Annotated in this window: 24 protein-coding genes; 15 read left to right on the top strand and 9 right to left on the bottom strand. The window is 60.6% G+C overall.

The features are described from left to right. Positions 1–16: 16 nt before the first annotated feature. Genes flgA through SIC17_RS13475 form a run of 3 tightly spaced genes read right to left on the bottom strand, consistent with a single transcriptional unit; the run spans position 17 to position 2,506 of the window. Positions 17–946 (bottom strand): flagellar basal body P-ring formation chaperone FlgA, encoded by a 930-nt coding sequence (gene flgA / locus SIC17_RS13465; RefSeq protein WP_412545685.1) that lies wholly within the window; start codon positions 944–946, stop codon positions 17–19. Positions 947–958: 12 nt separating this feature from the next. Continuing rightward, the gene (flgG, locus tag SIC17_RS13470; RefSeq protein WP_291892779.1) at positions 959–1,744 is read right to left on the bottom strand and encodes a flagellar basal-body rod protein FlgG; all 786 of its coding nucleotides are present in this window, start codon (positions 1,742–1,744) and stop codon (positions 959–961) included. A 15-nt stretch (positions 1,745–1,759) separates the two neighbouring features. Then, positions 1,760–2,506: a flagellar hook-basal body complex protein gene (locus tag SIC17_RS13475; protein WP_291892782.1), complete on the bottom strand. Its 747-nt coding sequence runs from the start codon at positions 2,504–2,506 to the stop codon at positions 1,760–1,762. 255 nt (positions 2,507–2,761) lie between these two features. Here SIC17_RS13475 and SIC17_RS13480 point away from each other — a divergent pair, with 255 nt between their 5' ends. From SIC17_RS13480 to SIC17_RS13500, 5 genes are all read left to right on the top strand, one after another. Then, positions 2,762–3,322 carry a flagellar basal body-associated FliL family protein gene (locus SIC17_RS13480; protein ID WP_291892785.1) on the top strand — a complete coding sequence of 187 codons (561 nt, stop codon included), beginning with the start codon at positions 2,762–2,764 and terminating at the stop codon, positions 3,320–3,322. Between the two features lie 113 nt (positions 3,323–3,435). Continuing rightward, positions 3,436–4,470: a flagellar motor switch protein FliM gene (gene fliM / locus SIC17_RS13485; RefSeq protein WP_366940061.1), complete on the top strand. Its 1,035-nt coding sequence runs from the start codon at positions 3,436–3,438 to the stop codon at positions 4,468–4,470. After that, positions 4,467–4,856, top strand: a complete 390-nt coding sequence (locus SIC17_RS13490; protein ID WP_291892792.1) for a DUF6468 domain-containing protein — start codon at positions 4,467–4,469, stop codon at positions 4,854–4,856. Before fliM ends, SIC17_RS13490 begins: the two co-directional genes overlap by 4 nt. 4 nt (positions 4,857–4,860) lie before the next feature. Continuing rightward, positions 4,861–5,574: a MotE family protein gene (locus tag SIC17_RS13495; RefSeq protein WP_291892794.1), complete on the top strand. Its 714-nt coding sequence runs from the start codon at positions 4,861–4,863 to the stop codon at positions 5,572–5,574. Next, entirely contained in the window at positions 5,558–8,947 is a 3,390-nt protein-coding gene (locus SIC17_RS13500) for a hypothetical protein (RefSeq protein ID WP_412545686.1), read from the top strand. The genes SIC17_RS13495 and SIC17_RS13500 overlap by 17 nt, the downstream gene beginning before the upstream one ends. Before the next feature lie 508 nt (positions 8,948–9,455). Here SIC17_RS13500 and SIC17_RS13505 read toward each other — a convergent pair. The 3 genes from SIC17_RS13505 to SIC17_RS13515 are packed head-to-tail and all read right to left on the bottom strand — an operon-like array spanning position 9,456 to position 10,915. Next, complete coding sequence (locus tag SIC17_RS13505; RefSeq protein WP_412545687.1) at positions 9,456–9,827, bottom strand: hypothetical protein; 372 nt, start codon at positions 9,825–9,827, stop codon at positions 9,456–9,458. A 27-nt stretch (positions 9,828–9,854) separates the two neighbouring features. Further along, positions 9,855–10,559, bottom strand: coding sequence for a flagellar type III secretion system pore protein FliP (gene fliP / locus SIC17_RS13510; protein WP_412546932.1), 705 nt, complete (start codon positions 10,557–10,559; stop codon positions 9,855–9,857). A 50-nt stretch (positions 10,560–10,609) separates the two neighbouring features. After that, on the bottom strand, positions 10,610–10,915 hold the full coding sequence (locus SIC17_RS13515; RefSeq protein ID WP_412545688.1) for a flagellar biosynthetic protein FliO: 306 nt from the start codon (positions 10,913–10,915) through the stop codon (positions 10,610–10,612). A gap of 129 nt (positions 10,916–11,044) precedes the next feature. Here SIC17_RS13515 and flgB point away from each other — a divergent pair, with 129 nt between their 5' ends. From flgB to SIC17_RS13535, 4 genes are all read left to right on the top strand, one after another. Further along, positions 11,045–11,476 (top strand): flagellar basal body rod protein FlgB, encoded by a 432-nt coding sequence (flgB, locus tag SIC17_RS13520; protein ID WP_412545689.1) that lies wholly within the window; start codon positions 11,045–11,047, stop codon positions 11,474–11,476. 18 nt (positions 11,477–11,494) lie between these two features. Then, a complete protein-coding gene (flgC, locus tag SIC17_RS13525) occupies positions 11,495–11,908 on the top strand; it encodes a flagellar basal body rod protein FlgC (protein ID WP_291892813.1) in 414 nt (137 codons plus the stop codon). A 33-nt stretch (positions 11,909–11,941) separates the two neighbouring features. Beyond that, the gene (fliE, locus tag SIC17_RS13530; protein WP_291892816.1) at positions 11,942–12,259 is read left to right on the top strand and encodes a flagellar hook-basal body complex protein FliE; all 318 of its coding nucleotides are present in this window, start codon (positions 11,942–11,944) and stop codon (positions 12,257–12,259) included. Between the two features lie 152 nt (positions 12,260–12,411). Beyond that, entirely contained in the window at positions 12,412–14,244 is a 1,833-nt protein-coding gene (locus SIC17_RS13535; protein ID WP_412545690.1) for a cytochrome c peroxidase, read from the top strand. Between the two features lie 156 nt (positions 14,245–14,400). Here the strand turns inward: SIC17_RS13535 and SIC17_RS13540 are convergent, their stop codons facing one another. Then, on the bottom strand, positions 14,401–14,742 hold the full coding sequence (locus SIC17_RS13540) for a hypothetical protein (RefSeq protein WP_412545691.1): 342 nt from the start codon (positions 14,740–14,742) through the stop codon (positions 14,401–14,403). 347 nt (positions 14,743–15,089) lie between these two features. Here SIC17_RS13540 and SIC17_RS13545 point away from each other — a divergent pair, with 347 nt between their 5' ends. After that, positions 15,090–15,437 carry a GIY-YIG nuclease family protein gene (locus SIC17_RS13545; protein WP_412545692.1) on the top strand — a complete coding sequence of 116 codons (348 nt, stop codon included), beginning with the start codon at positions 15,090–15,092 and terminating at the stop codon, positions 15,435–15,437. Between the two features lie 119 nt (positions 15,438–15,556). On the opposite strand, the gene SIC17_RS13550 is transcribed toward SIC17_RS13545, so the two are convergent. Together SIC17_RS13550 and SIC17_RS13555 are read right to left on the bottom strand one after the other, a co-directional pair. Continuing rightward, on the bottom strand, positions 15,557–17,443 hold the full coding sequence (locus SIC17_RS13550; protein ID WP_412545693.1) for a DUF885 domain-containing protein: 1,887 nt from the start codon (positions 17,441–17,443) through the stop codon (positions 15,557–15,559). 82 nt (positions 17,444–17,525) lie between these two features. After that, positions 17,526–19,424: a DUF885 domain-containing protein gene (locus SIC17_RS13555; RefSeq protein ID WP_412545694.1), complete on the bottom strand. Its 1,899-nt coding sequence runs from the start codon at positions 19,422–19,424 to the stop codon at positions 17,526–17,528. A 110-nt stretch (positions 19,425–19,534) separates the two neighbouring features. Here SIC17_RS13555 and fliQ point away from each other — a divergent pair, with 110 nt between their 5' ends. The 5 genes from fliQ (at position 19,535) to recA (ending at position 25,536) form a co-directional block, all read left to right on the top strand. After that, positions 19,535–19,798, top strand: a complete 264-nt coding sequence (gene fliQ / locus SIC17_RS13560) for a flagellar biosynthesis protein FliQ (protein WP_291892826.1) — start codon at positions 19,535–19,537, stop codon at positions 19,796–19,798. Next, on the top strand, positions 19,795–20,547 hold the full coding sequence (fliR, locus tag SIC17_RS13565; protein WP_412545695.1) for a flagellar biosynthetic protein FliR: 753 nt from the start codon (positions 19,795–19,797) through the stop codon (positions 20,545–20,547). The genes fliQ and fliR overlap by 4 nt, the downstream gene beginning before the upstream one ends. A 13-nt stretch (positions 20,548–20,560) precedes the next feature. Beyond that, positions 20,561–21,655, top strand: coding sequence for a flagellar biosynthesis protein FlhB (gene flhB, locus SIC17_RS13570; RefSeq protein ID WP_291892830.1), 1,095 nt, complete (start codon positions 20,561–20,563; stop codon positions 21,653–21,655). A gap of 38 nt (positions 21,656–21,693) precedes the next feature. Next, a complete protein-coding gene (locus tag SIC17_RS13575; RefSeq protein WP_412545696.1) occupies positions 21,694–24,225 on the top strand; it encodes a response regulator in 2,532 nt (843 codons plus the stop codon). Between the two features lie 234 nt (positions 24,226–24,459). Continuing rightward, positions 24,460–25,536, top strand: coding sequence for a recombinase RecA (gene recA / locus SIC17_RS13580; protein WP_366940038.1), 1,077 nt, complete (start codon positions 24,460–24,462; stop codon positions 25,534–25,536). The last annotated feature ends 62 nt before the right edge of the window (positions 25,537–25,598 follow it).

Raw genomic sequence — 25,598 nt, forward strand, 5'->3', positions numbered from 1 at the left:
GGTTGATCCTTCGGGATTAAAAGCTGGCGGGCGCTGAAGAGCCGACACGGGCGCGGCCGGCGCCGTCCGCCAGGGCTTCAATCGTGCGGTTGGACTGGAGATTGACGAAGCGAGCGACTTCGCCGTCCGCAACGTCTTCAAGGGCGCGGGCGCGAACCGTCAGCTGGATGCCCGGAGCATCAAAGACCAGCGTGACCGTCTCGCCGCGGCTGATCACAATCGGCATTTGCAGGTCATAGCTGCGCAGCGGTTCGCCAGCGCGCAGGGCGCGGCGGCTTTCCCGACCGATGATCGCTTCGGGATCAAGCACGGCGTCCGGGCGCACCCGGTCCGCACGCAGGGAGATCCAGTCGATATCTTGCGAGGTGATCTCTTCCCCGGCAGACACCAGGCGGGCGAGGACCGGCACTTCCATCGTTTGATACGCACGACCGGTGATGCGGACAGTCTCGGCGCCATCATAGGGACGAACCTCGGCGGCCAGCATGTTCGAGCGCGGGTCGAAGTTCACAGACAGGACTTCCAGTCCGCCAAAACTGTCGACCGGTGCATGTACGCTGAAGGCGGTGTTGGCGAGGCGGACTTCGTGGCGCACGCCTTCATTCATGAACAGCTCGCCTTCCAGGATGTCGGACAGGACATCACCGGTGATGACGCGGCTGGCGCGGGTGATGGTCACGCGACGCATGCCGGAAGCATTGGCCCAGTCGAGATCATTCTCAGCCGCCAGACGGCGAATGTACTCAACGTTCAGCGACGTGCGCTGACCCGGTGCCGGAGCGCGGGCAATAACGGTGTCAGCGGCTTCGCCTGCGCCTTCGAACAGATCGCCGAGCGTGACCTGGGCGCCTTCGATGATGAGGCGCTCGCGCAGCACGACCGTATCGCCGGCAAAGGCCGGGGCCGTTGCGAGGCAGGTCAGTGCGAGGAGGGTGGATCGGATCATCTACCGGCTCCCTTAGCGAAGGTTGGAAGAGGTGGCGAGCATCTCGTCGGCGGCTGTGATCACGCGTGCATTCATCTCATAAGCGCGCTGGGCGGAGATGAGGGCCGTGATTTCAGCGACCGAATTGACGTTCGAACCCTCCAGGAAACCCTGGTTGATTTCGCCAAAGCCCGGTGAGCCCGGCGTGCCGGTCGTTGCTGCGCCGGATGCAGCGCTTTCCAGGAAGAGATTATTGCCGATCGCTTCGAGGCCAGCGCTGTTGAGGAAGCTGGAGAGTTCCAACTGGCCAACCGTTTGCGGCGCGGTCTGACCATCGATCAGGACCTGGACCTGGCCCTGGGGGTTGATGTTGATGTCGCGAACGCCGTTCGGGATGGCGATGCCCGGAGCGACAACATAACCCTGAGCGGTGACCAGCTGGCCGTCCGGGCTCGTGGCAAAGCTGCCAGAACGGGTGAAGGCGTCGCTGCCATCCGGCATCTGGACCCGGAAATAGCCCTGGCCGGAGATGGCGAGATCGTAGTCATTACCGGTATTGTTCAGCGAACCCTGTTCGGTAATGCGGTAGATAGAGGAGGTGTCGACACCTAGGCCGACCTGGACGCCGGTCGGGACGATGGTGCCGGCGTCCGAGCTGTCCACGCCCATGGACTGGACGTTCTGGTAGAGAAGGTCCTGGAATTCGGCTCGCTGGCGCTTGAACCCCGTAGTGTTCATGTTGGCCAGGTTGTTCGAGATGACCTCGACGTTGAGCTGTTGGGCTTCCATGCCCGTCGCGGCGGTAGAGAGTGCGCGCATGATAGGGCTCCTTCCTTATGCCTTGCCGAGGCGCTCGATGGCGCGACGGTTCAGGTCTTCTGCATCTTTCAAGAATTTCGACACCGAGGCGTAGCTGCGCATGATCTGCATCATGTCCGTCAGCTCGACGACGGAGGAGACGTTGGATCCCTCCACATAGCCCTGGTGGACAACCGCATCGAACATGGCCAGCGGCTCAGCTTCCTCCGGTGCCAGTTCGAGCGAGTAGCGGCCATTGCCTTCCTTGGACAGGTTGCCACGATTGACGATGTCAAACACACCGATCCGGCCAACCTGGACGCCGTCCTCGACGACAGCGCCGCCATCCATGACGCGGATGTTCTCGGCATTCGGATTGAGAATGATCGGGGCGCGGGTGTCTGCATCGAGGACGGGGGAGCCGTCCGCGCTGACCAGCTGACCGATATTGTCGACATTGAAACGGCCATCCCGTGTGTATTCGGTGCCGTTATTGGTCTCCAGGCCGAAGAAGCCGTCGCCTTCGATGGCGAAGTCATAGGTGCGGTTGGTGAGTTCCAGCTCGCCCTGGCTGAAATCGCGGCCCATGCCCCACGTATTGACGTATTGGAGCTCGGATGGGCCGTCGGAATGTTCCGCGGTGCGCGCCGGACTGTTTTCCAGCAGCAGCGTTTCGACCTTGAAGCCGGTCGTGTTCGCGTTGGCAATATTGTTGGCCACAACATCCATAGACCGTCGAAGGGTCATCTGGCGCGTCAGGCCGATCATCAGTGCGTTGTCCATCGGGTGGTCTCCATTCTGGATGACACGTCCACCATCATCTGTGGCGGTTGCTGACCATGCTGCACAGGGCGTGCCAAGGTTAACGCCCAAGGAAAACAAGGGTTAAGCGGGACAGGTCTGCGTGGGGCGGAAAGTGTTGCCGGAACCAATGGTGCCTGTGCTGGGCAGAATTTTCCCCTCTGCGCGCAAAAGCTACGGAAGGTTAACGACTCTGGCCGTTAATAACTTCAGATGATTCCCTAGACGGAGTTCGCAATGTCGGACGAAAACGACGATATCGAGGAAGAAGGCGCTGAGGGCGAGGAGGGCAAGAAGAAAGGCCTTCCAAAGATTGTGCTGTTTGGCGGCCTGGGCGGAGTGATCCTGCTGCTGGGCGCTGCTGCTGCCTTTTTTCTGCTGTCCGGTGGTGACGACGAACACGCTGTCGCCGAAGGCGAGCATGGCGAAGAAGGCGGCTATGAGAGCGCCGACGCGCATCATTCCGACGAAGTATATTATTACGACCTGCGTGACGGCGACGGCACGGAAGAGACCATCACCACGAATATTCGTGCTGTGGATGGCCGTCCGGTCATTGTCCAGTTCAAGCTGACCTTTGAATCGTCTCGCGACGATCTGGGGCCAATCCTTGAAGAGCATGTCGACCCGATCATGGACCAGTTCATCGTCTTCCTGCGCGAGCTGCGCGAGGACGATCTCTACGGCTCTGCCGGCATGCATCGTGTACGACTGGAATTGCTCCGGAGAGTGAATCTTGCCATCGAACCTGCACAGGTCGACGCCGTGTGGATTCAAGAATTTATGATTGTTGATTAAGGCAAGCGAGAATGTCTGAAGACGATCCAATGGACCAGGATGCCCTGGCCGCAGAATGGGAGGCCATGGCCGAAGACGGCGATGACCTTGATCTTGCGTCCGAATGGGAAGCCATGGTTGGCGCCGAGGAGGACGAACAGGACCTCCCGACCGTCGGCGGTGGCCCCGAGCGCATCCTCAACCAGGATGAAATTGACAGCCTTCTGGGCTTCTCGCTGTCTGATGATGACGGGGCGGACAAGTCCGGTATCAGGGCTATTATCAATTCGGCACTGGTCTCCTACGAGCGCCTGCCGATGCTCGAGATCGTCTTTGATCGCCTCGTGCGTTTGATGACGACCTCGCTGCGCAATTTCACCTCGGACAATGTCGAGGTCTCCCTCGACAATATCTCTTCCATTCGTTTCGGAGACTACCTCAACTCGATCCCGCTGCCGGCGATCCTGGCAGTGTTCCGTGCGCAGCAGCTGGACAATTACGGTCTGCTGACGGTCGACTCCAACCTAATCTATTCCATCGTGGATGTTCTGCTCGGCGGTCGCCGGGGCACGTCGGCGATGCGCATCGAGGGGCGTCCCTACACAACGATCGAGCGCATGCTGGTGCAGCGCATGATCGAAGTGGTCCTGGAAGACGCGAAGGCGGCATTCCAGCCGCTGACCGAGGTGGATTTCGATCTCGAGCGTGTTGAAACGAACCCGCGTTTTGCGGCGATCGCCCGCCCGGCCAATGCGGCCATTCTGGTCAAGCTGCGCATCGACATGGAAGACCGCGGCGGACGCATCGAGCTGATGCTGCCCTACGCCACGCTGGAACCCATTCGTAAAATGCTGCTGCAGCAGTTTATGGGTGAGAAATTTGGACGCGACAATATCTGGGAAGGTCACCTGGCAACCGAGCTGTGGTCTACCAAGATGGAAGTTCACGCTGTCCTCGACGAACAGAAGGTTTCGCTGGGAACCGTTGCCGATCTCAAGGTCGGTGACACGCTCTTCCTGGATGCGTCACCGATGAGTGAAGTGGAACTGCGTTGCGGTTCCGTACCCCTGACCCGCGGCCGTATGGGTCGTATCGGACATAATGTTGCCCTGCGTCTGAGCGGACCGCTCTCGCCGGGGGCCAAGCGCGCAATGATGAGGTTCTCATGACCCTGGCTGGACTGGTATTCGAAGGTGTCGTCGCAGGTTTGCTGCTGCTGGCTGTCATCATGTGCTGGCGCGTGGATCGCCGTCTGAATGCGCTCAAGACGGGCCAGGATGGTGTGCGTGAGTCAGTCGTTCAGCTCAATGATGCGACAGATCGTGCACGTGCTGCGCTTGCGGCGCTGGAGCGTGCCACCCGCGAGAATGGTGACATTCTCGAGCGGCGCGTCCAGGACGCACGAGCCCTGTCCGACGAGCTTCGCCTGATGACGGGCAAGGCCGACCGATCGGCGGACAGCATGACACGTCGCCCGGCACGCAAGCGAGCCGCGGACATTTTCCCGCAGGGCGCGGGTTCCTCGGTTCTCAATGATCTCAAGGATGTAAGGTAAGATCATGGCTCAGCCGATCCGCCTCTTCTCAATCATCGCAATTCTGGCCGGCGGTCTGTTCGGTCTGAAAGCGATCTCGGTCACCAACAACGCCATCGACTTCTTCACAGCTGAAGCCGTGGCGATGGAGGCCGCGCCGCCTGCGGAAGAGGCTGGTCAGGATGATGACCAGGCCGACGATGAATACGCTGAACCGGAACAGCCGCTGGCGGAGGTTCCCGACGTCAATTCTGCCTTCCAGCAGCGCCTCGCCAATCGCGTGCGCAGCGGAGAGGAAGAGGATGTGCTTCGGGCGCTGCGCGATCGCCGCGATGAACTTGATACCCGGGAAGCCGAGCTCGACACGCGCGAAGCGATGATGCTCGCAATGGAGCAGCGCGTTGATGACCGTATCGCCGAGCTGGAAAACCTGCGCAATGAAATCAATGTCCTATTCGGTCAGCTCGACGATATGGAAGAGCAGGACATGACCCGCATCATCAACTGGTACAGTTCGATGGCCGATAACGATGCGGGCGGGGCAGCTACACGTTTTTCCGCGCTTGACCCCCAGGTCCAGCTGCAGATTGCCTCGCAGATGTCCGAGCGAAAATTCGCCCCTATCCTGGCTGAAATGCAGCCGAACGAGGCGGCGACCCTGACCCAGTTGATGGCGAGCCGCGGAGATCTGCCGGAAACCCTGGATGAGCTGGAGGCCCGGCTTGCCGAAGAGAATTAGACACAATCGTCTACTCTACGGAGCCGCGCTGGCGCTCGTTCTCAGCACACCGGCTCTGGCCCAGGCGCCCGCTGACATCCGTGTCGAGCGGGCGGGTGCCAATGTGCGTCTGATTCTGGACTATCCTGACAGCTATCAGGACAGCCTTCCGACGGCTGATGTCGACATCGAACACACGGTTCTGATCGCCGCGCTCAGCGAGCCAATTTCCGCCGATGTCGCTGATTTGGTTGACGAACTTGGCAGTGTCGCCGCGCGCGCGAGACTCGATCCGGATGGTCGAACATTGCGTATCGCGCTTAACGGCCAGGCGGATACCCATACCTCTGCGAGCTATGATCACATCGCTATCGATATCGTGCCGCGAGGTGCACCCGCGCCTGCTGATATCGTCTCGCCGCGCGAGCAGGCCGAGATCGATGCGGCCGTTGAAGCCGAGCGACTGGCGCTGGAAGAGGCCAATGCCGAGCCGGAAGGCCCACCACCGGTTCCGCCGCTGCCGGTCGAACTGCGGGTCGGTCAGGCGACGGAATACACCCGGGTTGAACTGATCTGGCCGGAAATGGTCGATTACGCAATCCGCCAGAATGACAATGTTGCCGAAGTGCGATTCTCGCGTCCGGCCGAAATTGATCTGGCCCGGCTGGCTGGGTCCCCGCCGCGTTTTCTTCGCAATGCCTCAGGGCGTCGGGAAGGCGATGAATGGGTGCTGCGCCTGGTCATGGAAGAGGGCATCCGTGCCCGCGCCTGGAGCGAGGATGGTCGGGTTTCTATCGATATGGTCGATCCGGACGCTGACAACACCCAGGCCTTGCTGGCCCAGCTGGCAGAGCTGATCCCGGAAAACCAGCAGCAGGAGGCGGATGATTCCGGCTTCGAGCCAGCCCCCGAAAGCTATGCCGGTGAGACCGCGCTTGCCGAGGACCGTTTCGACAGCTTTGCCGAAGACGGGTTGGAAGATGTCACCGAACTGCCGGATGCGCCCCTTGAACCCGATCGCGATCCCGTGCCTGAAGACGGTGTGGTGCATGTCGCTGTTACGGAGTTCAATGGTGACCTGCGCACCGAATTTGCCTGGGCCGGTCCGGTGGGCGCGTCGGTCTTCCGTCGTGGTCGCGCGATCTGGATCGTCTTTGACGCCGCCGCCGATCTCGACCTGAACGAGCTCGGGCACCGCGATCGCCGTCATGTCCAGGGCTATCAGATTGTGCGCGGTGAGGATTTTGTCGCTGCTCGCCTGGAGGTTCCCGAGACAACCCAGGCAGAGGCCCGCCTGGAGGGCGATGAGTGGGCGGTTGTTTTCTCTGAGCGTATTGATTCCCCGCCGCGCCCGGTCAATGTCCGCCGCGATGCCCGTCGTGGACGTCTGGGGCGGATTCTCGTTGGTCTGACGGCTCCGAGCGCGGTGAGATGGGTCGATGATCCAGTCGTGGGCGATCGCCTCGGTGTGATAACAGCGGATGGCCCGGTCCAGGGGCTGGCGTCCCGTCGCGCCTTTGTTGGCGGAGCTCTGCTGCCTTCAGCACAAGGTGCTGCGGTAGAGGCGCTGGCAGAGGATCTGTTGATCTCGATCAACGGGGCCGGCGCCATTATCGGGCGCCCCGAAGGGCTTGACCTGACGCCATCGAGCGACGGCAGTCGCTCGCAGGGTGGTAGCTCCGTTCTCGCCAATATCGCGTCTCCGGCGCTGATGGATTTCGATAACTGGCGTGGCGAGGGCTATTTCGCTGATGAGTGGGCTGACCGCCTGCGGCGTGCAGCCATGGAAAACGGGCCGGACGGGCATATTACCCTGGCGCGCTTTCTGTTGGCCAACAACCTGGCCCCCGAAACGCTTGGCATGCTCAACCTGGCTGTCAGCAATGAACCCGAGCTGGGTGCCGACCATCACATCCGTGCCATGCGCGGGGTTGCCAGTTACATGCTGCACCGTCTGGATGATGCCGAGGCCTATCTGTCCAATGCCGGGCTTGTGGCTGATCCGGCGACAGACATGTGGCGTGGCCTGATCGCGGTCGAGCAGGAGCGCTGGGAAGATGCGCGGCGTCGTCTCGGCGCTGGCGCGGATGCCGCCTATTTCTACCCGCCGGTCTGGCAGGCGCGTTACGAGGCTGCCCTTGCCCGCGCGACGCTGGAACTGGGTGACTTCGCAGCGGCGGAACAGCATCTGTACGCCATCGAGGCCGGTGAACCGGACGAGCAGACCCAGCTGGATGCCGCCTATGTCGCGGCCCGACTGGACGAGGCGCGCGGCAATCTGGACAGCGCAATCGAGCAGCTCGAAGTGCTGGCACAATCGGGTAATCCGCCCATGGAGGCCCGCGCCATCTACGAACTCACCCGGGCGCGCCTGGCGGCTGAGCAGATCACGCGCGAACAGGCGATTGATGAGCTGGAAAACCTGCGTTTCCGCTGGCGCGGGGACAGCATTGAATCCGACACGATCCGGACGCTGGGCGAGTTGTATGTTTCGGCCGGCGAGTTTGGTCTGGGTCTGGAGGTGATGGCGCGTGGCCAGACGCGTTTCGAAGACAATGAAGCCGGTCGCCGCATCTTTGACGACATGAATTCGACCTTCCGCCGTCTCTTTCTGGACGGTGAGGCGGATCGCATGGACCCGGTCGAGGCCGTCGCGCTGTTCTATCAATACCAGCACCTCGCGCCGATCGGCACCGATGGTGATCGCATGATCCGCCGTCTGGCGGACCGGCTGATCGCCTTTGACCTGCTCGACCCGGCCTCGGAATTGCTGCAGCACCAGGTTGATAACCGACTGCGCGAACCGCTCGCCCGTGCGCGTGTCGCCACCGATCTGGCCGTCGTCTACCTGATGGACCATCGTTATGAAGACGCGATGCGCACGATCCAGGGCTCCCGGGTCGCCGGTCTGCCGCGTCAGCTGGTCAATGAGCGTTACCTTCTGGAAGCGCGCGCGCTGTCAGAGCTGGGACGCGCGGATACCGCGCTGGAACTGATTGCCGGCGATACCAGCCCCGAAGCCATTCGCCTGCGTGCCGACATCGCCTGGGAAAACCGCGACTGGCCGGCCACGGGCCGCCGCCTCGAGCGCATCCTGGCTGATCGCTACCAGAATCCAGCGCCGCTGACCCCGTCCGAACAGAATGATCTCATGCGCGCTGCCATTGCCTATTCGCTCTCCGAGGACCGTGACAGCTCTGCGCGTCTGGGTGAGCGTTATGGTGCGGCCATGGACCTGACCGACCAGGCTGCGGCCTTCGAGCTGCTGACGGACAACACGCTGCCTGCCGGCAATGTCCGCTTCAACGACTTGGCTGGCCAGATCGCCGGTATCGACACGCTGGACGCCTTCATGGAGCCCTTCCGTCGGCGATTTGATGGTGGCGGGGCTTAGAGCGCGGACTGGGATGACGGGCTCAGGTGTTGAAGTTGACAATGTCAGCAGCACACGCTTGAGCTGAATGATGATCTGGGTTATTGGCCTCGGTATCGCGAGCCTGCTTGCATACTTCATTTTGATATCTGTCTCGCGCCCTGCTTTGCAACGCGACCTGTTGCGGATCATGCGCTGGGGTCTTGTCATTTCCGGCGCGCTTTGGTGCGGAACCCTTAGCCTTTAGTTGATGTTGGTGGACGAGCATCGGCCCGACGTCAGACAGGTCTATTTTTCGATTCAGATCGTTTGGTTTCTTGGCGGCGTCTTCTATTGGGTCGCCAAGAGCACACGTGCAGCGAGGGCTGAGACGTCGCGTGACGCGACGGTCAGCGAGCCTTTCCCGTCGAACAAATAGGAATCCCGTCTCGTGGCGCGACCGCGAAGCTGGCGTATTCCGGGAGCTGTTGGGGGCCTGGTCTGCGCCCCGCTGCGTCAGCTGAGCACTCAGGTTTGCGCGTCGAAAAAGTTAGAAGATGAGTTGGGAGACGATCGACCAAGTTGTCATAAAGGTAATGCCAAAATAGACGAGTTCGGCTTGCCAACCGAACACAGTTCCAACTGCGTAAACAGCTACGCTTGAGGCAACACCGGCAATCGTCATCAGCGGCGCCAGCTTCCAGCAGCGAATATTCTCTCCCATGAGAGGCTGAAGACGAAGAGCTGAAACGCGAAACACCGTGTAGGCCAGCGCAGATAAGCAGACATAGGGAATTAGATCTGGTGGAAAGCCTACAAAGATTGGCATGAAGCAGAAGAACACGGGTAACCAGACGGTCGCCAATCCAATTTCGAACCTAATCGAGTGCGGTCTTAATTGGTCACTTGCTTGGTCAGTCATCGCTCATCTTTCAACGAAAGTACCAATCTACCCCGGTAAGGTCCCGAAACTCTGCACCAGCGAGCCGGTGACCAGTCTCCAGCCATCCACAAGCACGAAGAAAATCAGCTTGAAGGGCAGGGAGATCACGACCGGAGGCAACATCATCATGCCCATCGACATCAGGATGGAGGCGACGACCAGGTCGATGATCAGGAAGGGGATGAAGAGCAGGAAGCCGATTTCGAACGCGCGCCTGAGTTCCGAGATCATGAACGCAGGCGTAACGACCCAGAATGACGTCTCTTCCGGCGTGGCCGGGATCGGGTCCTGGGACATGTTGATGAACAACTCGAGATCATCCTCGCGTACATGGCTGAGCATGAAGGTCTTCAGCGGCCCGGATGTGCGTTCGAAACTTTCCGTCAGCTCGATCTGGTCGTTCAACAGCGGCTCGATGCCCTCATTGTAGGACTCGGTAAAGACCGGTGCCATGATGAAGGCGGTCAGGAAGAGTGACAGGCTGACCAGAACCGCATTGGGCGGGCTTTGCTGCAGGCCAAGGCCGGTTCGCAGCAGCGACAGGACCACGACAATCCGCACGAAACTCGTCGTCATGATGACGATCGACGGCGCCAGCGACAGCACTGTGATCAACGCGATCAGTTGCAGCACGCGCTCGGTCAGCTCGCCTTCAGAACCGGTGTCGATGGTCACGCTCTGCGCTTCGGCGCCGCCGGCGCCCAGGAGCATCATCAGGCCGATAACGAAGAGAGCAAAAGTAAGCCAGAAGCCTTTGCGCATCACGGCATCTCCGCACGGCTGGGGACCGGCTTGGCCGGCTGGGATTTGATGACGGTCTCGCTTTCCACGCCCAGAAGCACGATGTGTTCCTCGTCATCGGCCTGGAGAATGACCAGGCGCCGACGCGGGTCGATGATCAAGCTCTCGCGTACTTTGAGACGCCGGTCATCGACAGCCACCATGCGGGTCAGTCCAGTCAACTGGTTGAAAATCCAGCCCCTCTGTATCGCCATCGCCAGGAGGCCGAATGCCCCCAGCAAGCCGGCCAGCACAACGAGTGCGAGGAAGTATTGTGTCATATCCATCGTAACCGTCACCGAAACCGGCAAATCGCCTGCTGAGTCATGGGATATCCGTTTTTTGCGGTGCGCCGGTTAAACCCTCGTTAACCGTGCGGGCGCAGCCTAGTCACAGGTTATTAAGGGGATTCGCTCATGCGGCCCGATGATGTGCCCCTCTTGGCACTCCTTCGACAGGAAATGAACTTCAGCTCGGAACGCCAGCGCGTCATTGCCAACAATGTCGCCAATGCGAATACGCCGGGTTTTGTCGCTCAGGACCTCGACCGCGCCGAATTCGAGCGCACCGTCAGCGAAGTGATGAGCCAGCGCCGCAGCGCCAACGGCATGCGTCTGCGCACGACGCGCGATGGTCACATGTCCGGAACCGCTTCTGCGGACACGTCAGCGCGGACCTGGTCGACCCAGGATACTCCGGACAGTGAAACGACGATCAACGGCAATTCCGTTGTCCTGGAAGAACAGATGGTCAAGGCGAATGAAACGCGCATGCGTTACGAATCCGCCCTCAGCCTCTATCAGAAAAGCCTCGGCCTGATCCGGACCGCGATCCGGACACCGACATAGGCGGGAAAGGGATAAGCCATGGCTGATCCTCGCGATTCGATGATGGTTTCCGCGATGGGCATGCGAGCCCAGTCCGCGCGCATGCGCATTATTTCGGAAAATATTGCGAATGTGAATTCTACGTCGCGTGAAGCGGGCGGGGAACCTTATCGCCGCCAGCTCCCGGTTTTCGAGGCCGAGCTGGACCGCGCCACCGGAATGAGCATGGTCCGCATGACGGACGCTGTGCACGACAATTCAGAGTTCACCCTGCGTCACGAGCCGGACCACCCGGCCGCGAATGCAGATGGTTATGTCATGTATTCCAATGTCAACACTTTCATCGAGATGGCGGACATGCGCGAAGCGATGCGCAGCTATGAAGCCAACCTCAACATGATCGAAAATCACCGGCGCATGCTCGAGCGTACGCTGGACCTTCTGCGCCGCTAAACGCTGGCGCTGGCCCCCAGGGAGTAGAAACTCATGGCCATTGATCCTTCAGGCCTCCAGGCCTATCAGCAGACCATGCGCGCGGCGCAGGACGCGATGAGCAGCGGTTCGGCCGCTGCAAGTGGAAGCGACAATGTCGACTTTACCGGGCTGGTCATGGACTCTATCTCCCAGGCCCAGGGCACCATTCAGGGCGCCGAGCAAGCCTCAGCCGCCTCCGTCGTTGGTCAGGCGGATTTGGTGGATGTCGTAACGGCTGTGTCTGCTGCCGAAGTCACGCTGGAAACCGTCGTTGCGGTGCGGGACCAGGTGGTCAAAGCCTATCAGGAAATTCTCCGCATGCCGATTTAACGGCGTGAAGTCAGACGTTTGGACGGCCGCTCGATCGAGCGGCCGTTTTTCTTTCTAAGGTTTCTCACTTTTTCGCGACGGGGTTCTCTCCGGCGTCCCGTTCTACTCTGCGAGGGAAAACCTAACCGCGGGGGCGGGACAGGAGTGAGTACATGTTCGCGCAAGCGACGGGTAAGCCGACCCAGGGGCTGAAACTGGGAAGCATCATCATTTCTTGTGTTATCGCGTTGACGGGCTGTGGCGGCGGAGGTGGCGGATCCACGTCAAACGGCGGGACAGGCGGTGGCGGAGGAGGCGGTCAGAACACCAATTCTGCGCCGACTGTCGCGAACGCGAATCTGGACCAGGCCGCCACGATCGGTGAGGAATTTATCTACGATCCGACCCAGGGCGGCACGACGTTCTCGGACCCGGACGGTGATACGCTGAGTTATGATGTCACGCTGGCGCCGGCCAATACGGGGGTGGACGTGCAGGGAACGAACATTGCCGGCACGCCGGACCGGGAGGTCAATGTCACGGCAACGATTACCGCCAGTGACCCGATGGGCCTCACGGCGAGTGACCAGTTCACGATCTTCATCCAGCCTGATCATGATGTGCGCTCACTGGCAGGGCTCGCGGGACTGCGATTTGCGGTCGACCAGGCCGTTAATTTCGATCCGGCTTCATGGGCCGGGCAGTTTGAGGATCCGTCCGGTAACGGGCTGGATATCCAAATCGAACTGGTGACCCCTGTGCCGGGTCTGGCCGTGGAAAACGGTGCCCTGGTCGGACGGCCGACCACAGCCGGTGTCTTCTCCGCCACGCTGACCGCCAGCAATGGTTCCGGCGAAGATGCTGTGAAGACCGTCAGCCTGGTCATCATCCGCGCGTCCACCACAAGTGCGCCGGACCTGCCGGGAATGCCGTTCGACTATATCGCCTATTCGCAGGATGATACGCCGCTGCACTTTCGCGAGGGCGGAAACAACAACATCGCGGCGACGGATAATACGCCGAACGATAACCCCCTCACCAATGAAGGCGCGACGCTGGGCCGGGTCCTGTTCTATGACACACGCCTGTCCGTGAATGGCACCGTCTCCTGTTCGAGCTGTCATGTGCAGGCGTTCAGCTTCGGCGAGCCAAGTCAGTTCTCGCGCGGCTTCGACGGACAGATCACTGACCGCAATGCGCCGCACATCGCCAATGCGCGCTTCTATCGCCGGGGCAACATGTTCTGGGACGAGCGCGCGGACAGCCTGGAAGACCAGGCGCTGGGACCGATCCAATCTCCCGTTGAGATGGGCAATACCCTGGCCAATGTCGTGGCCACGGTGGAAAATCTCGCCTTCTACCCACCTCTGTTCGAAGCGGCCTTCGGCGATGATGAAGTCACCGCGGAGCGGATCGGCTTGGCGTTGGCGCAGTTCCAGCGGGCCATGGTGAGTTACCAGTCCGATTTCGACACAGCGGTGATCGGCGACAACCCGAACGCCAACACGCCGGATTTTGTTGGCCGTCTGACCCAGCAGGAGCTGCACGGCATGGCACTGTTCCAGCCGGTTGATGCCGCGGATCTTGCCCAGGCCGGACTGCCGCCGATCCAGACGATGGGCTGTAACCAGTGTCATCAGACCAATGCCCAGATCTATGACAGGCCACCCCAGAATATCGGTCTGGATGCGACTGTTGTCGGCGTCGGGGCGACTGGAGACGATGATTTCAAGTCACCCAGCCTGCGCAATGTCGAACTGACAGCGCCCTACATGCATGATGGTCGTTTCGACACGCTGGAGGAGGTGGTCAATTTCTACGCCACCGGTGTCCAGGACAATGGCGAGACCAGCAATCTCCTGCGCCAGGGCAATAATGCCGGCGCGCCGATCCAGCGCTTTGATCTGGACGAGGAGGATGTCGCCGCGCTGGTCGCCTTCATGGCGAGCTTCACCGATACGAGTTTCACCGCAGAAGAAGCCTTCTCGGATCCGTTCGAGGAGTGAGTGCCGTGAAACACCCTCTTCTTTTGGGGAGGGAGAGGGTGAGAACGAGGGGCCGGCTCAGAACCACCGGCCCCTCGTTTGTTGTTGAGTGTTATCCTAATCTATGATTGCGTTAGCTTGTGCGCAGTTTTATTCGAGATTGAGAGTGTGAAGTTGTTAGCTGAAGCCGTCATTGGAAGCCTTTGTGTTTTCAGCGAGCCTGAGGACTTCAGTATGGTGGTAGCCGGTGAGCCACTCGTCGCCGCTGACCTCATCACCGAATTGACCGCTATTGAGTCTGACTACCTCAGGGCCTTCGAGGCTGACAGTGTGGGGACCGTTCGGTGGCAGCAAATCCGGGAGTTGTATCTCTCGGAACAAATTGCGGAAAACCGAGCGCAGAGAGACGCTGAACGCGCAATCAGTCGAGGAGACTTTCGCCTGCTGGTCATAAGTCAGGGTTGGGAAAAATCTTTGCCCGGCTTGCGCTGTGAGCCTGGGCATCAAACTGTGTTCCATGTCCGACACCCCAAAGCACTAGGGGTAGTTACAGAAGCGGGTGCTGACACTGCCAGAGACAGCGCTGACCGACACGCGCAGCAATATGCGGAGACTTACAATAGGCTCGTCTGGGCCGCTGATGCTGCGCCATTTCCCACATGCAGGCCAAGTAACGATCCGCAAGAGGATACCCGGCTGACACCACAGGGCTGCGTCGCTCAGATGACTTGGCCGCCTTTCTGAGCAAGTCAACAACTTACTTGTTTGTCAGCCTCGAGAGGGCCGCCCCATCCGGAGCGGTCTTTCGTTGACTCTGTCTATTAGGTTGTAGGTTGTTTGCATGCAGTCTGAAATTTTACGCGATCATGGACGCACACCAGACAGTCTACGTCATGGCAAGCCGTCCGCGCGGCGCACTGTACACCGGTCGGACAAAAGACCTGGTGCGGCGTGTGTGGGAGCACCGAACAGGTTTTTTGCGCGGTCACACAAAGAAGTACTCGATCAACCAACTCGTCTATTTCGAGCCCCATGACCACTGGGAGGCCGCGTGGCGGAGGGAGCAGCAAATCAAGCGCTATCCGCGTGCGTGGAAATTCAATCTGATCGAGGATGGCAATCCGGGATGGAAAGACCTTTGGTTCGATATCACTGACCAAGGTCACAATCCATTTTCCCCCGGCCTTGTGCCGGGGCCTACGAACGAGTTCTAGCTTGCCAAGTGGTAGGTCCCGGAACTCGCTTCGCTCCTCCGGGAAAAACAGGAGTTGAATGCGAAAGGGCCGCACTGATCAAAATCAGTACGGCCCAATCATACGGGGTGCCGGCGGTGTTATTCGCCGGTCTCGGCGATGTAGGTGCGGACCTGTTCTTCCAGGATCGAAAGCGGCAAGGCGCCTTCACGCAGGATGACGTCGTGGAATTCACGGATGTCGTAATCCTCGCCCAGCTCTTCCTCGGCAATGCCGCGCAGGCGCAGGATTTCCAGCATGCCGATCTTGTAGGCCGTGGCCTGGCCGGCAAAGACGATGTAGCGGTCAATCGCGTTGATCGCATCGCCTTCCGGGTTCGGCGTATTTTCCATCAGATAATCGACAGCCTGCTGGCGCGTCCACTGGTTATGGTGCAGGCCGGTATCGACCACCAGGCGGCAAGCGCGCCACAGCTCCATAGCCAGGCGACCGAAGTTGGAATACGGGTCCGAGTAGAAGCCGAATTCCAGCGGGAAATACTCTGTGTAAAGGCCCCAGCCCTCGGTATAGGCCGTGTAGCCGCCAAACCGACGGAAGGCCGGAATGCCCTCCAGCTCTTGCATGATGGCCAGCTGCATGTGGTGACCCGGCGCGCCTTCGTGATAGGCGAGGGCTTCCATCTGGTAGGTCGGCATTTGCGCCATGTCGCGAAGGTTTGCGTAATAGATGCCCGGGCGGGAGCCATTGGCAGCGGGGCGCTGGTAGAAGGCCTTGCCGGCGGCGGCCTCACGGAAGGGCTCGACGCGGCGCACTTCCAGTTCCGCTTGCGGGAAGCGGTTGAACATCTGCGGCAGCGTCTCGACCATGGTGTCGATCATTGCCGTGGCGTCAGCCAGATAGGCGTCACGGCCCTCATCCGTGTTGGGATAATAGAACTGCTCGTCCGTGCGCATGAATTCGAAAAACTCCTGCAGCGAGCCCTCAAAACCGACCTGGGTCATGATGGCGCGCATTTCATCGTGAATGCGCTCGACCTCGGCGACACCGAGCTGGTGGATCTCCTCGGCGGAGATATCCATCGTCGTATAGCCGTTGAGCAGGTGGTTGTAGTACTCGCCGCCCTGCGGGTGTTTCCACACACCGTCATCCTCGCTGGCAACCGCTTCCTGTTCCTCGAACAGGGAGATCAGGCGGCCATAGACCGGGGCGACGACCTCGGTCATTGCGGCAGAGGCCTCCGCCAGCAGGCGGTTGGTCTCTTCCTCGCCCAGCTCCAGCGCGGTGACCTTGCGGCGGAAATCGCCCATCAGCGGGCTGTCTTCACCGCTCTCGTCAAACGGTGCGCCCGTGATGATGTTGCGCGAAGTCGCGATCATCGGCTGATAGGTCCAGCGCGGTGTGTAGACACCCAGCTCGGCAGAGCGGCGGGAGTTCGCGATCTGCTGGTCCATATAGGCGCCCATATTGCGCAGACGGCCGATATAGGCCTCCGCATCTTCCGTCGTATCCACACGGTGATTGTTGATCAGGAAAGTCGGCGCATTCATGTGCGGACCGGAACGCGGTGTGAAGGTATAGCCGTGATCCCACCACTGGCGACCGGCTTCGGCGCGGGCATTGTTGTACTCGGCCAGGCGCCAGGAAATCTGGGCGGAACGGTCCAGCGCATCAAAGTCGAAATTGTCCAGCATGTACTGATGCTGTTCACGACCCTGTTCGTACTGGCGCAGCTGTTCTTCCGGGGACGGGTCATCCCACTGGTCGTAATTGGTCTTCATGCCCAGGAAGGTCTGGTACATGGGCGATTCAGCAACACCCTGGTCGAAAACCTCCTGGAACCAGGCGTTAAGGCGATCACTCTCGGTTTCGACAGCCTCGTTGGCAGCCGTTTGGGTCTCGGCCTCGGCAGCGGTTTCTGCCGGTGCATTCGTGGCGGCGTTCTGGTCGTCAGCGGCCTCCGGCTGGCTGCAGGCGGCCAGCAAGGCGGCGACGGAGGCGCCGAGTGTCAGGTGTTTGAGATAGCTCATCTGGTTCCCCTCAGTGAAGCTTGGTGTATCGCAGAACGTGGAGCCCGGCGCCTGCGATGGCAAGACGCCGGGCTGGTCTACGTTATTGCGCTGCCAACTTGGCGGCGATGTAGGCGTCGACATTTTCCTCGAGCAGGGTCAACGGCACGGAGCCGTTGGACAGAACCACATCGTGGAACTCGCCCCAGTCGAAATCATCGCCCAGCGCGTCCATGGTGCGCTGGCGCAGATCGATGATCGTGTTCATGCCGATCTTGTAGGAGACAGCCTGACCCGGCCACACCATGTAGCGGCGCACTTCCGGCGTGATGTCGCCCAGCGGCATCGGCGTGGTTTCCATCATGAAGTCGATCGCACGCTGTTCGTCCCACTGATAGTGGTGAATGCCGGTGTCAACGACGAGGCGGGCCGCGCGGAAGACCTCATAGGAGAGGCGACCGAAATCCTGGTAGGGGTCGGTGAAGAAGCCCATGTCCTTGCCCAGGCGCTCAGAGTACAGCGCCCAGCCTTCGCCGTATGCGGAATACCAGGTCGTGCGCTGGAACATCGGCGCGCCTTCCAGTTCCTGGGCCAGGCTCAGCTGGAAATGGTGACCCGGAGCACCTTCGTGATAAGCGAGGCTCTCCATCTGGTAGACGGGCTGCGCGTCCATGTGCTGCAGATTGACGTAGTAGCGGCCAGGACGGGTGCCATCGAGCGAACCGGTTTCATAGAAGGCGCCGGTCGCGGTTGCGATGCGGTATTGCTCCACCGCACGAACTTCCAGCGGAGCCGTGGGCAGGCGGCCGAAATATGCCGAAGCGGCTTCCATCATCTGGTCGATCATGGCCGTGGCCTCGTCCAGATAGCGCTGGCGCCCCTCATCCGTGGACGGGTAGTAGAACTCCTCGCTCTCACGCAGATGGTCGAAGAAATCGCGCAGCGAGCCCTCGAACCCGACCTGTTCCTGGATGGCGCGCATTTCCGCGTGGATGCGCTCAATCTCGCTCATGCCGATCTGGTGGATGTCTTCCGCCGTCATGTCGGTGCGGGTCGTGTAGTTCTGCAGCTGGCTTCTGTAGAAGGCCTCACCCTCGGGCAGGGACCAGGCGCCTTCCGCACGATCACCCACAAGCGCCGCGTGACGATCCATCATCGCCAGGAAGTTCTCGTAAGCCGGGCCGACGCTGGTGGTCAGCGCCTCGATGGCGCGGTCGACCAGGGCCTGCTTGTCGTCGTCGGAGATTTCCAGCGGTTCGATCTTGCGCCGGAAGTCCGCAAGCAGCGGGCTGTCTTCGTCGCTGTCATCGAAGGGGGCACCTGTAACGAACCCGCGCGCCGTCTCGATGATGACCGGGAAGGCGAAAGATGGCGGCAGCACGCCCTGTTCTGCGCGCGCGTCGGCCTGGGCAGCCAGTGCATTCAGGCGCTCTCCCATGCCGGTGAGGCGGCTGATATAGGCCTCGGCATGTTCTGCCGTGTGTACTGCGTGAAAGCCGATCATGAAGCTCGGCATATCGGAGTGCGGGCCGAAGAACTGGGTGAAGATATAACCGTGATCCCAGAACTCGGACTGTTGCTGGTTGTTGGCGGCGATGAACTCGGCAAAACGCCAGGAAACCTGCGCCTGTTCGGTCAGTGCCTCGTAGTCGAATTCCTCGTTCATGCGACGAATGCGGTCAGCCTCGCGCTGCAGGCCGGCGCGGTAGTTTTCCTCGGAGACATCATCCCACTGGCCATAGGCCTCCATGTCGTCGGTCATGCCCAGATAGGTCTGGCCCAGCGGCGAGCGCGCGATTTCGTCCTCGAAGGCGTCCTGGAAGAAAGCGTAGAGGCGATCGGTCTCGGTCTGCTCCTCGGACGCGGATTGCGTCGTGCTTTCAGCATTTTCCGCAGAGTTATCAGCCGGTGCCGGGACCTGTCCCGCATCGTCGCTGGCCGGTGTGCAGGCAGTGGCGAGAGTGATGGCGCTGACGCCAACAAGAAGGTCGCGAACACGCATGTCAGGGGTTCCCCGTATTTACCAGAATTGACTCTTTCTTAACGGGGTTAGAGGAATCGTAAAGATAATTAACTTTAATCGATTCTCTCGCTGCAGAAGGCGCGCACACGGTGACCGGACCTGAAGTCCTCGACTATGCCCGAGAGGCAATCTGGCTGATGCTGGCCATGTCGGCACCGATCATGATCACCGGCCTGGCGGTTGGCATTACCATCGCCTTGTTCCAGGCCCTGACCCAGATCCAGGAAATGACCCTGGTCTTTGTTCCCAAGATCATTGCCATCTTTATCGCGCTGCTGATCTTCCTGCCGCTCATGGGGGCGCTGCTCGGCGGGTTCATGATCACCATCACCGACCGGATCGCCAATCCATGACCGCTGTCCTGCCCGAGCTCGTGTTCGCCGCAGGTCTTGTTTTCGCCCGTCTCGGTGCGATCCTCATGCTCATGCCCGGTTTTGGAGAGCCGTCCATTCCGGTGCCGATCCGCCTGGCCTTTGCCCTGCTGGTCTGCCTGGTGATGGGGCCGATTGTGGCGCCCATGCTGCCGGCCATGCCGACCCAGCCCCTGCCGCTGGCAGGGCTGGTGATGACCGAAGTGCTGATCGGCCTGATGATTGGCGCGATGGCCCGAATCTTCATGGCGACAGCGGCTATTGCCGGCCAGATCATCGGCATGCAGAGCGGCCTCGCCATGGCCCAGAGTTTCGACCCGTCCCAGGGCACTCAGGGTGCCATCATGGCGACTTTCCTCAACCTGGTTTTCATTGCGCTCCTGTTCACGACAGGGCTGCATCACCTCCTGTTGATGGCGGCGCATAATTCCTACGAGCTGTTCCCTCCCGGAGACATGCCGTCGATGACCGATGCCGGGCAATGGGCGCTGGGCGCGTTTGTCGACACTTTCCGCATCGCGGTCCAGCTGGCCGCGCCGCTGATCGTCTATGGGCTGATCTTCTACCTGGCGCTGGGTGTGCTCTCGCGACTGATGCCGCAATTGCAGATTTTTTTCATCGCCATGCCCGCCAACATCATGGTCGGGCTTTTCATCTTCACGATCGCGCTGGGCGCGATGAGCGCCGTCTGGCTGGAGCGCATGCAGCGTTTCGCCATCGAGCTGAACTAGCGGAGACCGGTTCATGGCCGAAGGCGAAGACGACAGTCAGAAGACAGAAGAACCGACACAGCGGCGGCTGGATGACGCGCGCAAGAAAGGTGATGTCGCCAAATCCCAGGAAATACCTGGCTGGTTCATCCTGGCATCCGGCCTGGCCCTGATCGGCTTTCTGCTTCCGGCGATGATGCAGAACATGGCCGGGACGATGCAGGCTTATTTCGCCAGGGCCCACGAATTTTCACTGAACCCGCAAGCGATCATGACGATGATGCAGCAGACCGCCCAGGAAGTTGTGATAGCGGTCGCGTTTCCGGTCCTCTTGCTCGTTATCGCAGGGTTTGCGGGGCATTACGTACAGCAAGGACTGCTGTTCACGACTGAAAAGATCCAGCCCAAACTGTCCAAGATCAATCCATTCGAAGGCGCGAAACGGGTGTTCGGCGCTGAAGCCTGGATGAATTTCTTCAAGGGCCTGGGCAAGATGGTGCTGGTTGCCGGCGCTGCTTTTATCGTCATATACCCCAAGCGGGAAATACTGGCCGGCATGCCGTTGATGGATGTGACTGCAATTCTCGCAGTCGTGCAGCAATCGGCCATTGAGCTGATGATCGCGGCGCTGATCGTCTACGCGGCGGTGGCGGCACTGGACTATGTTTACCAGCGTCAGACTTTCATCAAGCGCAACCGCATGTCTCGCCGTGAGATCAAGGACGAACTGAAGCAGTCCGAAGGTGATCCGATGGTGCGCGCCAAGCTGCGCCAGCTTCGCCAGGAACGCGCCCAGAAGCGCATGATGGCCGCCGTTCCGGATTCCACCGTCGTCATTACCAACCCGACCCACTACGCCATCGCGCTGCATTACGAGCAGGGCGAGACGCCCGCTCCGATCTGTGTCGCCAAGGGTGTCGATGAGGTGGCCCTGCGCATTCGCGAGCTGGCCAAGGATAATGACGTGCCCATTGTTGAAGATCCGCCGCTGGCGCGCGCGCTTTATGCGACCGCCGAGCTGGATGAAGAAATCCCCGTCGATCACTTCAAGGCTGTTGCCCGCGTGATCGGCTATGTCCTGTCCCTGTCCCAATCCCCGGGACGCGCACAATACCGTCCGAGCGAGTAAGCTCTCACATCCGCACTTGATTCGCGCTGGAGCCGCCCATGGCCGAAATGCCTGTTTCGAACTCTGAGAACCCGAAATCCTTCTGGGAAAAGCCCTTTGGTCGCGTGACCTTTTGGGTGCTGGGCTTTATCGTGGTGCTCGCCGCACTGGCTGCAGTTTTCGCGCCGGTTGAAGCCGGTCGGCAGGGCTTCATCTATCTCTCGGGGCTGGCGGCGGCGAGTTTTCTGGTGCTCTACACCATCGCCGCTGGCGAGACCGCCGGTCGTGGCATCCGCAATACCGTTATCCGCAATCGAGTCCCGTCCATCGCCGAGCTGGGATATGGCGCCATGGACAGTTTTCCGGAGCCGGTTTTGATCACGGACCGCCGCGGTGCTGTGCGCTGGGGCAATGACGCCTATCGCGAGCTGGCCAAGACGGCGGGATCCCTTGGGCAGAGTTTCGGTCTGCCGACGATTGACCGCCTGTGGGCGGGCGCCGGTGGCGGCGATGGCTCGGTTTATCGTCTGGCGCGCGCTGCTGCGCGTGGTGAGGGCGCTTGTGAACTCCTGCCGCCGCTGCCCGTCGGCGACACGGAAACTCTCAACGTCCGTCTGGAAGCGCGCCCGCTGGCTGACGGGCTCGTGCTTTGGCGTCTGCAGCCTGTCGAGCAGGCTGGTGGTGGTTCGGCAACGTCTGCTGCGGACTGGTCCCAGAACGCTCCCGTTGCGCTGTTTTCCCTGCGTGCCAATGGCGAGATCGCGATGGGCAATGCGACTTTCCGTGACTGGCTGGGCCTGCAGCCCGGCGAGAATTTTCCGCGACTGGCGGAGATCCTGGCCGGGGACGGTGCGCGCGCGCTGATGCAGACCCGTGGCGGCGAGGGCGTGTCCCGTATCGACGCCCGGCTGAAGGCACGCGACGGCATTGAAAGCCCGGTCGCGATCGCGGTTGAGTGGGCCGCTGGTGATCCACCCATGGGCCGCGCTGTCATGTATGGTCTTTCTGCTACCGGAGCGCCTCCCGGTGTCGCCCAGGCGATGGGAGAGGGGCGTGCTGCCGGTCATACGCTGGACGAGATGTTTGCCAGTGCGCCCTTTGGCGTGGTGCGTCTGGACGGCGCGGACCCGGAAACGGCCATCATCGAGGATGTGAATCCGGCCCTGGTCCAGCTGACAGGCGGACGGGCCGTCCCCGGCGTCAACTTCTGTGAGATGTTCGACTGGGATGACGGGCGCTCGGCAACCGATGCTTTCTCCTCTGCCATGGCGGGCAGTGGCGATCCGGCAGAAGCCAAGCTGGCGGGCGAGAAACCGGCCTATGTTCACCTGGCTTTCGCCCCCGCGAGAGGTGGCAAGCGTGTCGCCTATGTCATCGACGTGACCAGCTGGAAGGATATGGAACGCCAGTTCTCCCAGGCCAACAAGATGCAGGCCGTTGGCCAGCTGGCCGGAGGTGTCGCCCATGATTTCAACAACCTGCTGACAGCGGTCCGCCTGAACACCGATGAGTTGCTCAACCGCCACCCGGTGGGCGACCCGGATTATGGAGAGCTGCAGGCGATCAATTCCACCGTGGCCCGGGCAGCTGGGCTTGTGAAGAAACTGCTGGCCTTTTCGCGCAAGCAGACTTTCCGCACCGAGACGCTGGATGTGGGTGACATGCTTTCTGACGTCTCTGTTCTCCTGCGCCAGATCGTAGAGGAAACCGTCAAGCTCGACATTGTTCACGGCCGTGAGGTGCCGCTCATCAAGGCTGACAAGGGCCAGCTGGAAACCGCCATCATCAACCTGGCCGCCAATGCGCGCGATGCCATGCGTGACCAGGGCGGTGGCGAGTTGATCATCCGGACCCGATCGCTGGATGCCGAGGATGTGCGACAGCAGGGTGCCCCGAACCCGCGCGAGGGAGACTGGGTCGCGATCGAGGTGGAGGATCAGGGCCACGGAATGGACAAGGAAACGCTCGGCAAGATTTTCGAGCCGTTCTTCACCACCAAGGAAGCCGGCAAGGGTACAGGCCTCGGCCTGGCAACGGTCTATGGCATCGTCAAACAGTCCGGCGGTTTTCTCTTTGCCGACAGTGAAGTGAGCAAGGGTACGACCTTCACCATCTATCTGCCGGGCTATCAGCCGACCGAAGAGGAAGAGGTCGAGCTGGCTGAGGTCGAGGTTGCCAAGACTGTTGAACCGACCCCCGCAGACCTGTCCGGCAAGGGACGCATCCTCCTGGTCGAGGATGAGGACGCTGTGCGTAATATTGCCGCCAAGACCCTGGCCAAGCGGGGCTATGACGTCACCGAGGCCGAGGATGGCGAGGAAGCCTACGAGATCCTCGAGGACGAGGAGGAGCCGTTTGACCTGCTCATCTCCGACGTTGTCATGCCGGGGCTGGATGGTCCTGGGCTACTGGAGAAGGCCCGCGACATGCTGACGAATACACGTATCGTCTTCATCTCCGGCTATGCTGCGGAGCAGTTTTCCAAGACCCTCTCCGAGGAGCAGGACATCTCTTTCCTGCCAAAACCCTTCACGCTTACCCAGCTGGCGGAAAAGGTGAAGGAAGAGCTCAGCGCCCGCGAACAGGCCTGACGAACTGCAGACGCGAATCTTCGGGGTGGCCGTTTTTGTCACCCCGTTTCCCTAGGTTTTGAATCACCAATCGACGTGACCGGGAGCGGGGCGAGCGAGCGGAGCAGATGCTTACAGTCAGTTTTTGTTCCGTTTTGTTAACCATAAATGTTCTCCTTGTGTTCCGGGAACGAAATTGGTACATCAAACGTGGTTGCCCGCTGATCGGCGGCATGAAATATAGGGAAAACGGTTATGAGCAGGGGCGCGATTCGACTCGTGAAGAACGAAGAGATGGATAAACAAAAAGCCATTGAGGCAGCGCTGAGTCAGATCGACAAGGCATTCGGCAAGGGCTCGGTCATGAAACTGGGCCAGAAGCCGGCGATGGATATCGAGGAAATCTCGACCGGTTCCCTCGGTCTGGACATTGCCCTGGGCATTGGCGGTCTTCCCAAGGGCCGGATCATCGAGATCTACGGTCCGGAAAGCTCGGGCAAGACGACGCTGGCCCTGCATACGGTTGCCGAGGCGCAGAAAAAGGGCGGTGTTGCTGCCTTTGTCGATGCCGAGCATGCGCTGGACCCGGTCTATGCTGCCAAGCTGGGTGTGGATGTCGGCGAGCTCCTCGTCTCGCAGCCAGACGCCGGTGAACAGGCGCTGGAAATCGCTGATACTCTGGTGCGCTCCGGTGCCGTGGACATTCTGGTGATCGACTCCGTTGCGGCCCTGACCCCGCGGGCCGAGCTGGAAGGCGAGATGGGTGACAGCCTGCCAGGTCTGCAAGCGCGTCTGATGAGCCAGGCGCTGCGCAAGCTGACCGCGTCTATCTCCAAGTCCAATTGCCTGGTCATCTTCATCAACCAGATCCGCATGAAGATCGGTGTGATGTTCGGTTCCCCGGAAACCACGACCGGCGGTAATGCGCTGAAATTCTATTCTTCCGTCCGTCTCGACATTCGTCGTATCGGCGCGATCAAGAATCGCGACGAGGTCATCGGTAACCAGACCCGCGTGAAAGTCGTCAAAAACAAGGTGGCGCCACCCTTCCGCGAGGTCGAGTTCGACATTCTCTATGGTGAGGGCATTTCCAAAATGGGCGAGCTCATCGATCTTGGCGTCAAGGGCGATGTGATCGAAAAGTCCGGCTCCTGGTATTCCTACAATTCCGAGCGTATCGGTCAGGGGCGCGAGAATGCGCGTAAATTCCTGCTCGAGCATGAGGATATCGCCGCTGAAATCGAACATCGCGTGCGTGCCAATGCCGGCTTGCTGGCAGATGAGATGCTCACCGGTCCCGACGCCGAGGATGAGGAGGCTGTGGCGGGCTAGTCACGCCACCGAGCAGAACGACGTCAGACCGACGGGATTGAACGTTCAGGCTGACGGCATGC

This window comes from Maricaulis sp. MIT060901 (genome assembly GCF_047123815.1).
Lineage (GTDB): Bacteria > Pseudomonadota > Alphaproteobacteria > Caulobacterales > Maricaulaceae > Maricaulis.

What these genes read in the sequence shown, in the direction of transcription:
- flgC (WP_291892813.1), top strand. Translation starts at nt 11,495, where the DNA reads ATGGCTGATCCTCGCGATTCGATGATGGTTTCCGCGATGGGCATGCGA.
- flgA (WP_412545685.1), bottom strand. Translation starts at nt 946, where the DNA reads ATGATCCGATCCACCCTCCTCGCACTGACCTGCCTCGCAACGGCCCCG.
- fliR (WP_412545695.1), top strand. Translation starts at nt 19,795, where the DNA reads ATGACCGCTGTCCTGCCCGAGCTCGTGTTCGCCGCAGGTCTTGTTTTC.
- fliE (WP_291892816.1), top strand. Translation starts at nt 11,942, where the DNA reads ATGGCCATTGATCCTTCAGGCCTCCAGGCCTATCAGCAGACCATGCGC.
- SIC17_RS13535 (WP_412545690.1), top strand. Translation starts at nt 12,412, where the DNA reads ATGTTCGCGCAAGCGACGGGTAAGCCGACCCAGGGGCTGAAACTGGGA.
- flgB (WP_412545689.1), top strand. Translation starts at nt 11,045, where the DNA reads ATGCGGCCCGATGATGTGCCCCTCTTGGCACTCCTTCGACAGGAAATG.
- flgG (WP_291892779.1), bottom strand. Translation starts at nt 1,744, where the DNA reads ATGCGCGCACTCTCTACCGCCGCGACGGGCATGGAAGCCCAACAGCTC.
- SIC17_RS13495 (WP_291892794.1), top strand. Translation starts at nt 4,861, where the DNA reads ATGGCTCAGCCGATCCGCCTCTTCTCAATCATCGCAATTCTGGCCGGC.
- SIC17_RS13545 (WP_412545692.1), top strand. Translation starts at nt 15,090, where the DNA reads ATGGACGCACACCAGACAGTCTACGTCATGGCAAGCCGTCCGCGCGGC.
- SIC17_RS13540 (WP_412545691.1), bottom strand. Translation starts at nt 14,742, where the DNA reads ATGGAACACAGTTTGATGCCCAGGCTCACAGCGCAAGCCGGGCAAAGA.
- recA (WP_366940038.1), top strand. Translation starts at nt 24,460, where the DNA reads ATGAGCAGGGGCGCGATTCGACTCGTGAAGAACGAAGAGATGGATAAA.
- SIC17_RS13555 (WP_412545694.1), bottom strand. Translation starts at nt 19,424, where the DNA reads ATGCGTGTTCGCGACCTTCTTGTTGGCGTCAGCGCCATCACTCTCGCC.
- SIC17_RS13475 (WP_291892782.1), bottom strand. Translation starts at nt 2,506, where the DNA reads ATGGACAACGCACTGATGATCGGCCTGACGCGCCAGATGACCCTTCGA.
- SIC17_RS13490 (WP_291892792.1), top strand. Translation starts at nt 4,467, where the DNA reads ATGACCCTGGCTGGACTGGTATTCGAAGGTGTCGTCGCAGGTTTGCTG.
- fliP (WP_412546932.1), bottom strand. Translation starts at nt 10,559, where the DNA reads ATGCTCCTGGGCGCCGGCGGCGCCGAAGCGCAGAGCGTGACCATCGAC.
- SIC17_RS13575 (WP_412545696.1), top strand. Translation starts at nt 21,694, where the DNA reads ATGGCCGAAATGCCTGTTTCGAACTCTGAGAACCCGAAATCCTTCTGG.
- SIC17_RS13505 (WP_412545687.1), bottom strand. Translation starts at nt 9,827, where the DNA reads ATGACTGACCAAGCAAGTGACCAATTAAGACCGCACTCGATTAGGTTC.
- flhB (WP_291892830.1), top strand. Translation starts at nt 20,561, where the DNA reads ATGGCCGAAGGCGAAGACGACAGTCAGAAGACAGAAGAACCGACACAG.
- SIC17_RS13550 (WP_412545693.1), bottom strand. Translation starts at nt 17,443, where the DNA reads ATGAGCTATCTCAAACACCTGACACTCGGCGCCTCCGTCGCCGCCTTG.
- SIC17_RS13515 (WP_412545688.1), bottom strand. Translation starts at nt 10,915, where the DNA reads ATGGATATGACACAATACTTCCTCGCACTCGTTGTGCTGGCCGGCTTG.
- fliM (WP_366940061.1), top strand. Translation starts at nt 3,436, where the DNA reads ATGGTTGGCGCCGAGGAGGACGAACAGGACCTCCCGACCGTCGGCGGT.
- SIC17_RS13480 (WP_291892785.1), top strand. Translation starts at nt 2,762, where the DNA reads ATGTCGGACGAAAACGACGATATCGAGGAAGAAGGCGCTGAGGGCGAG.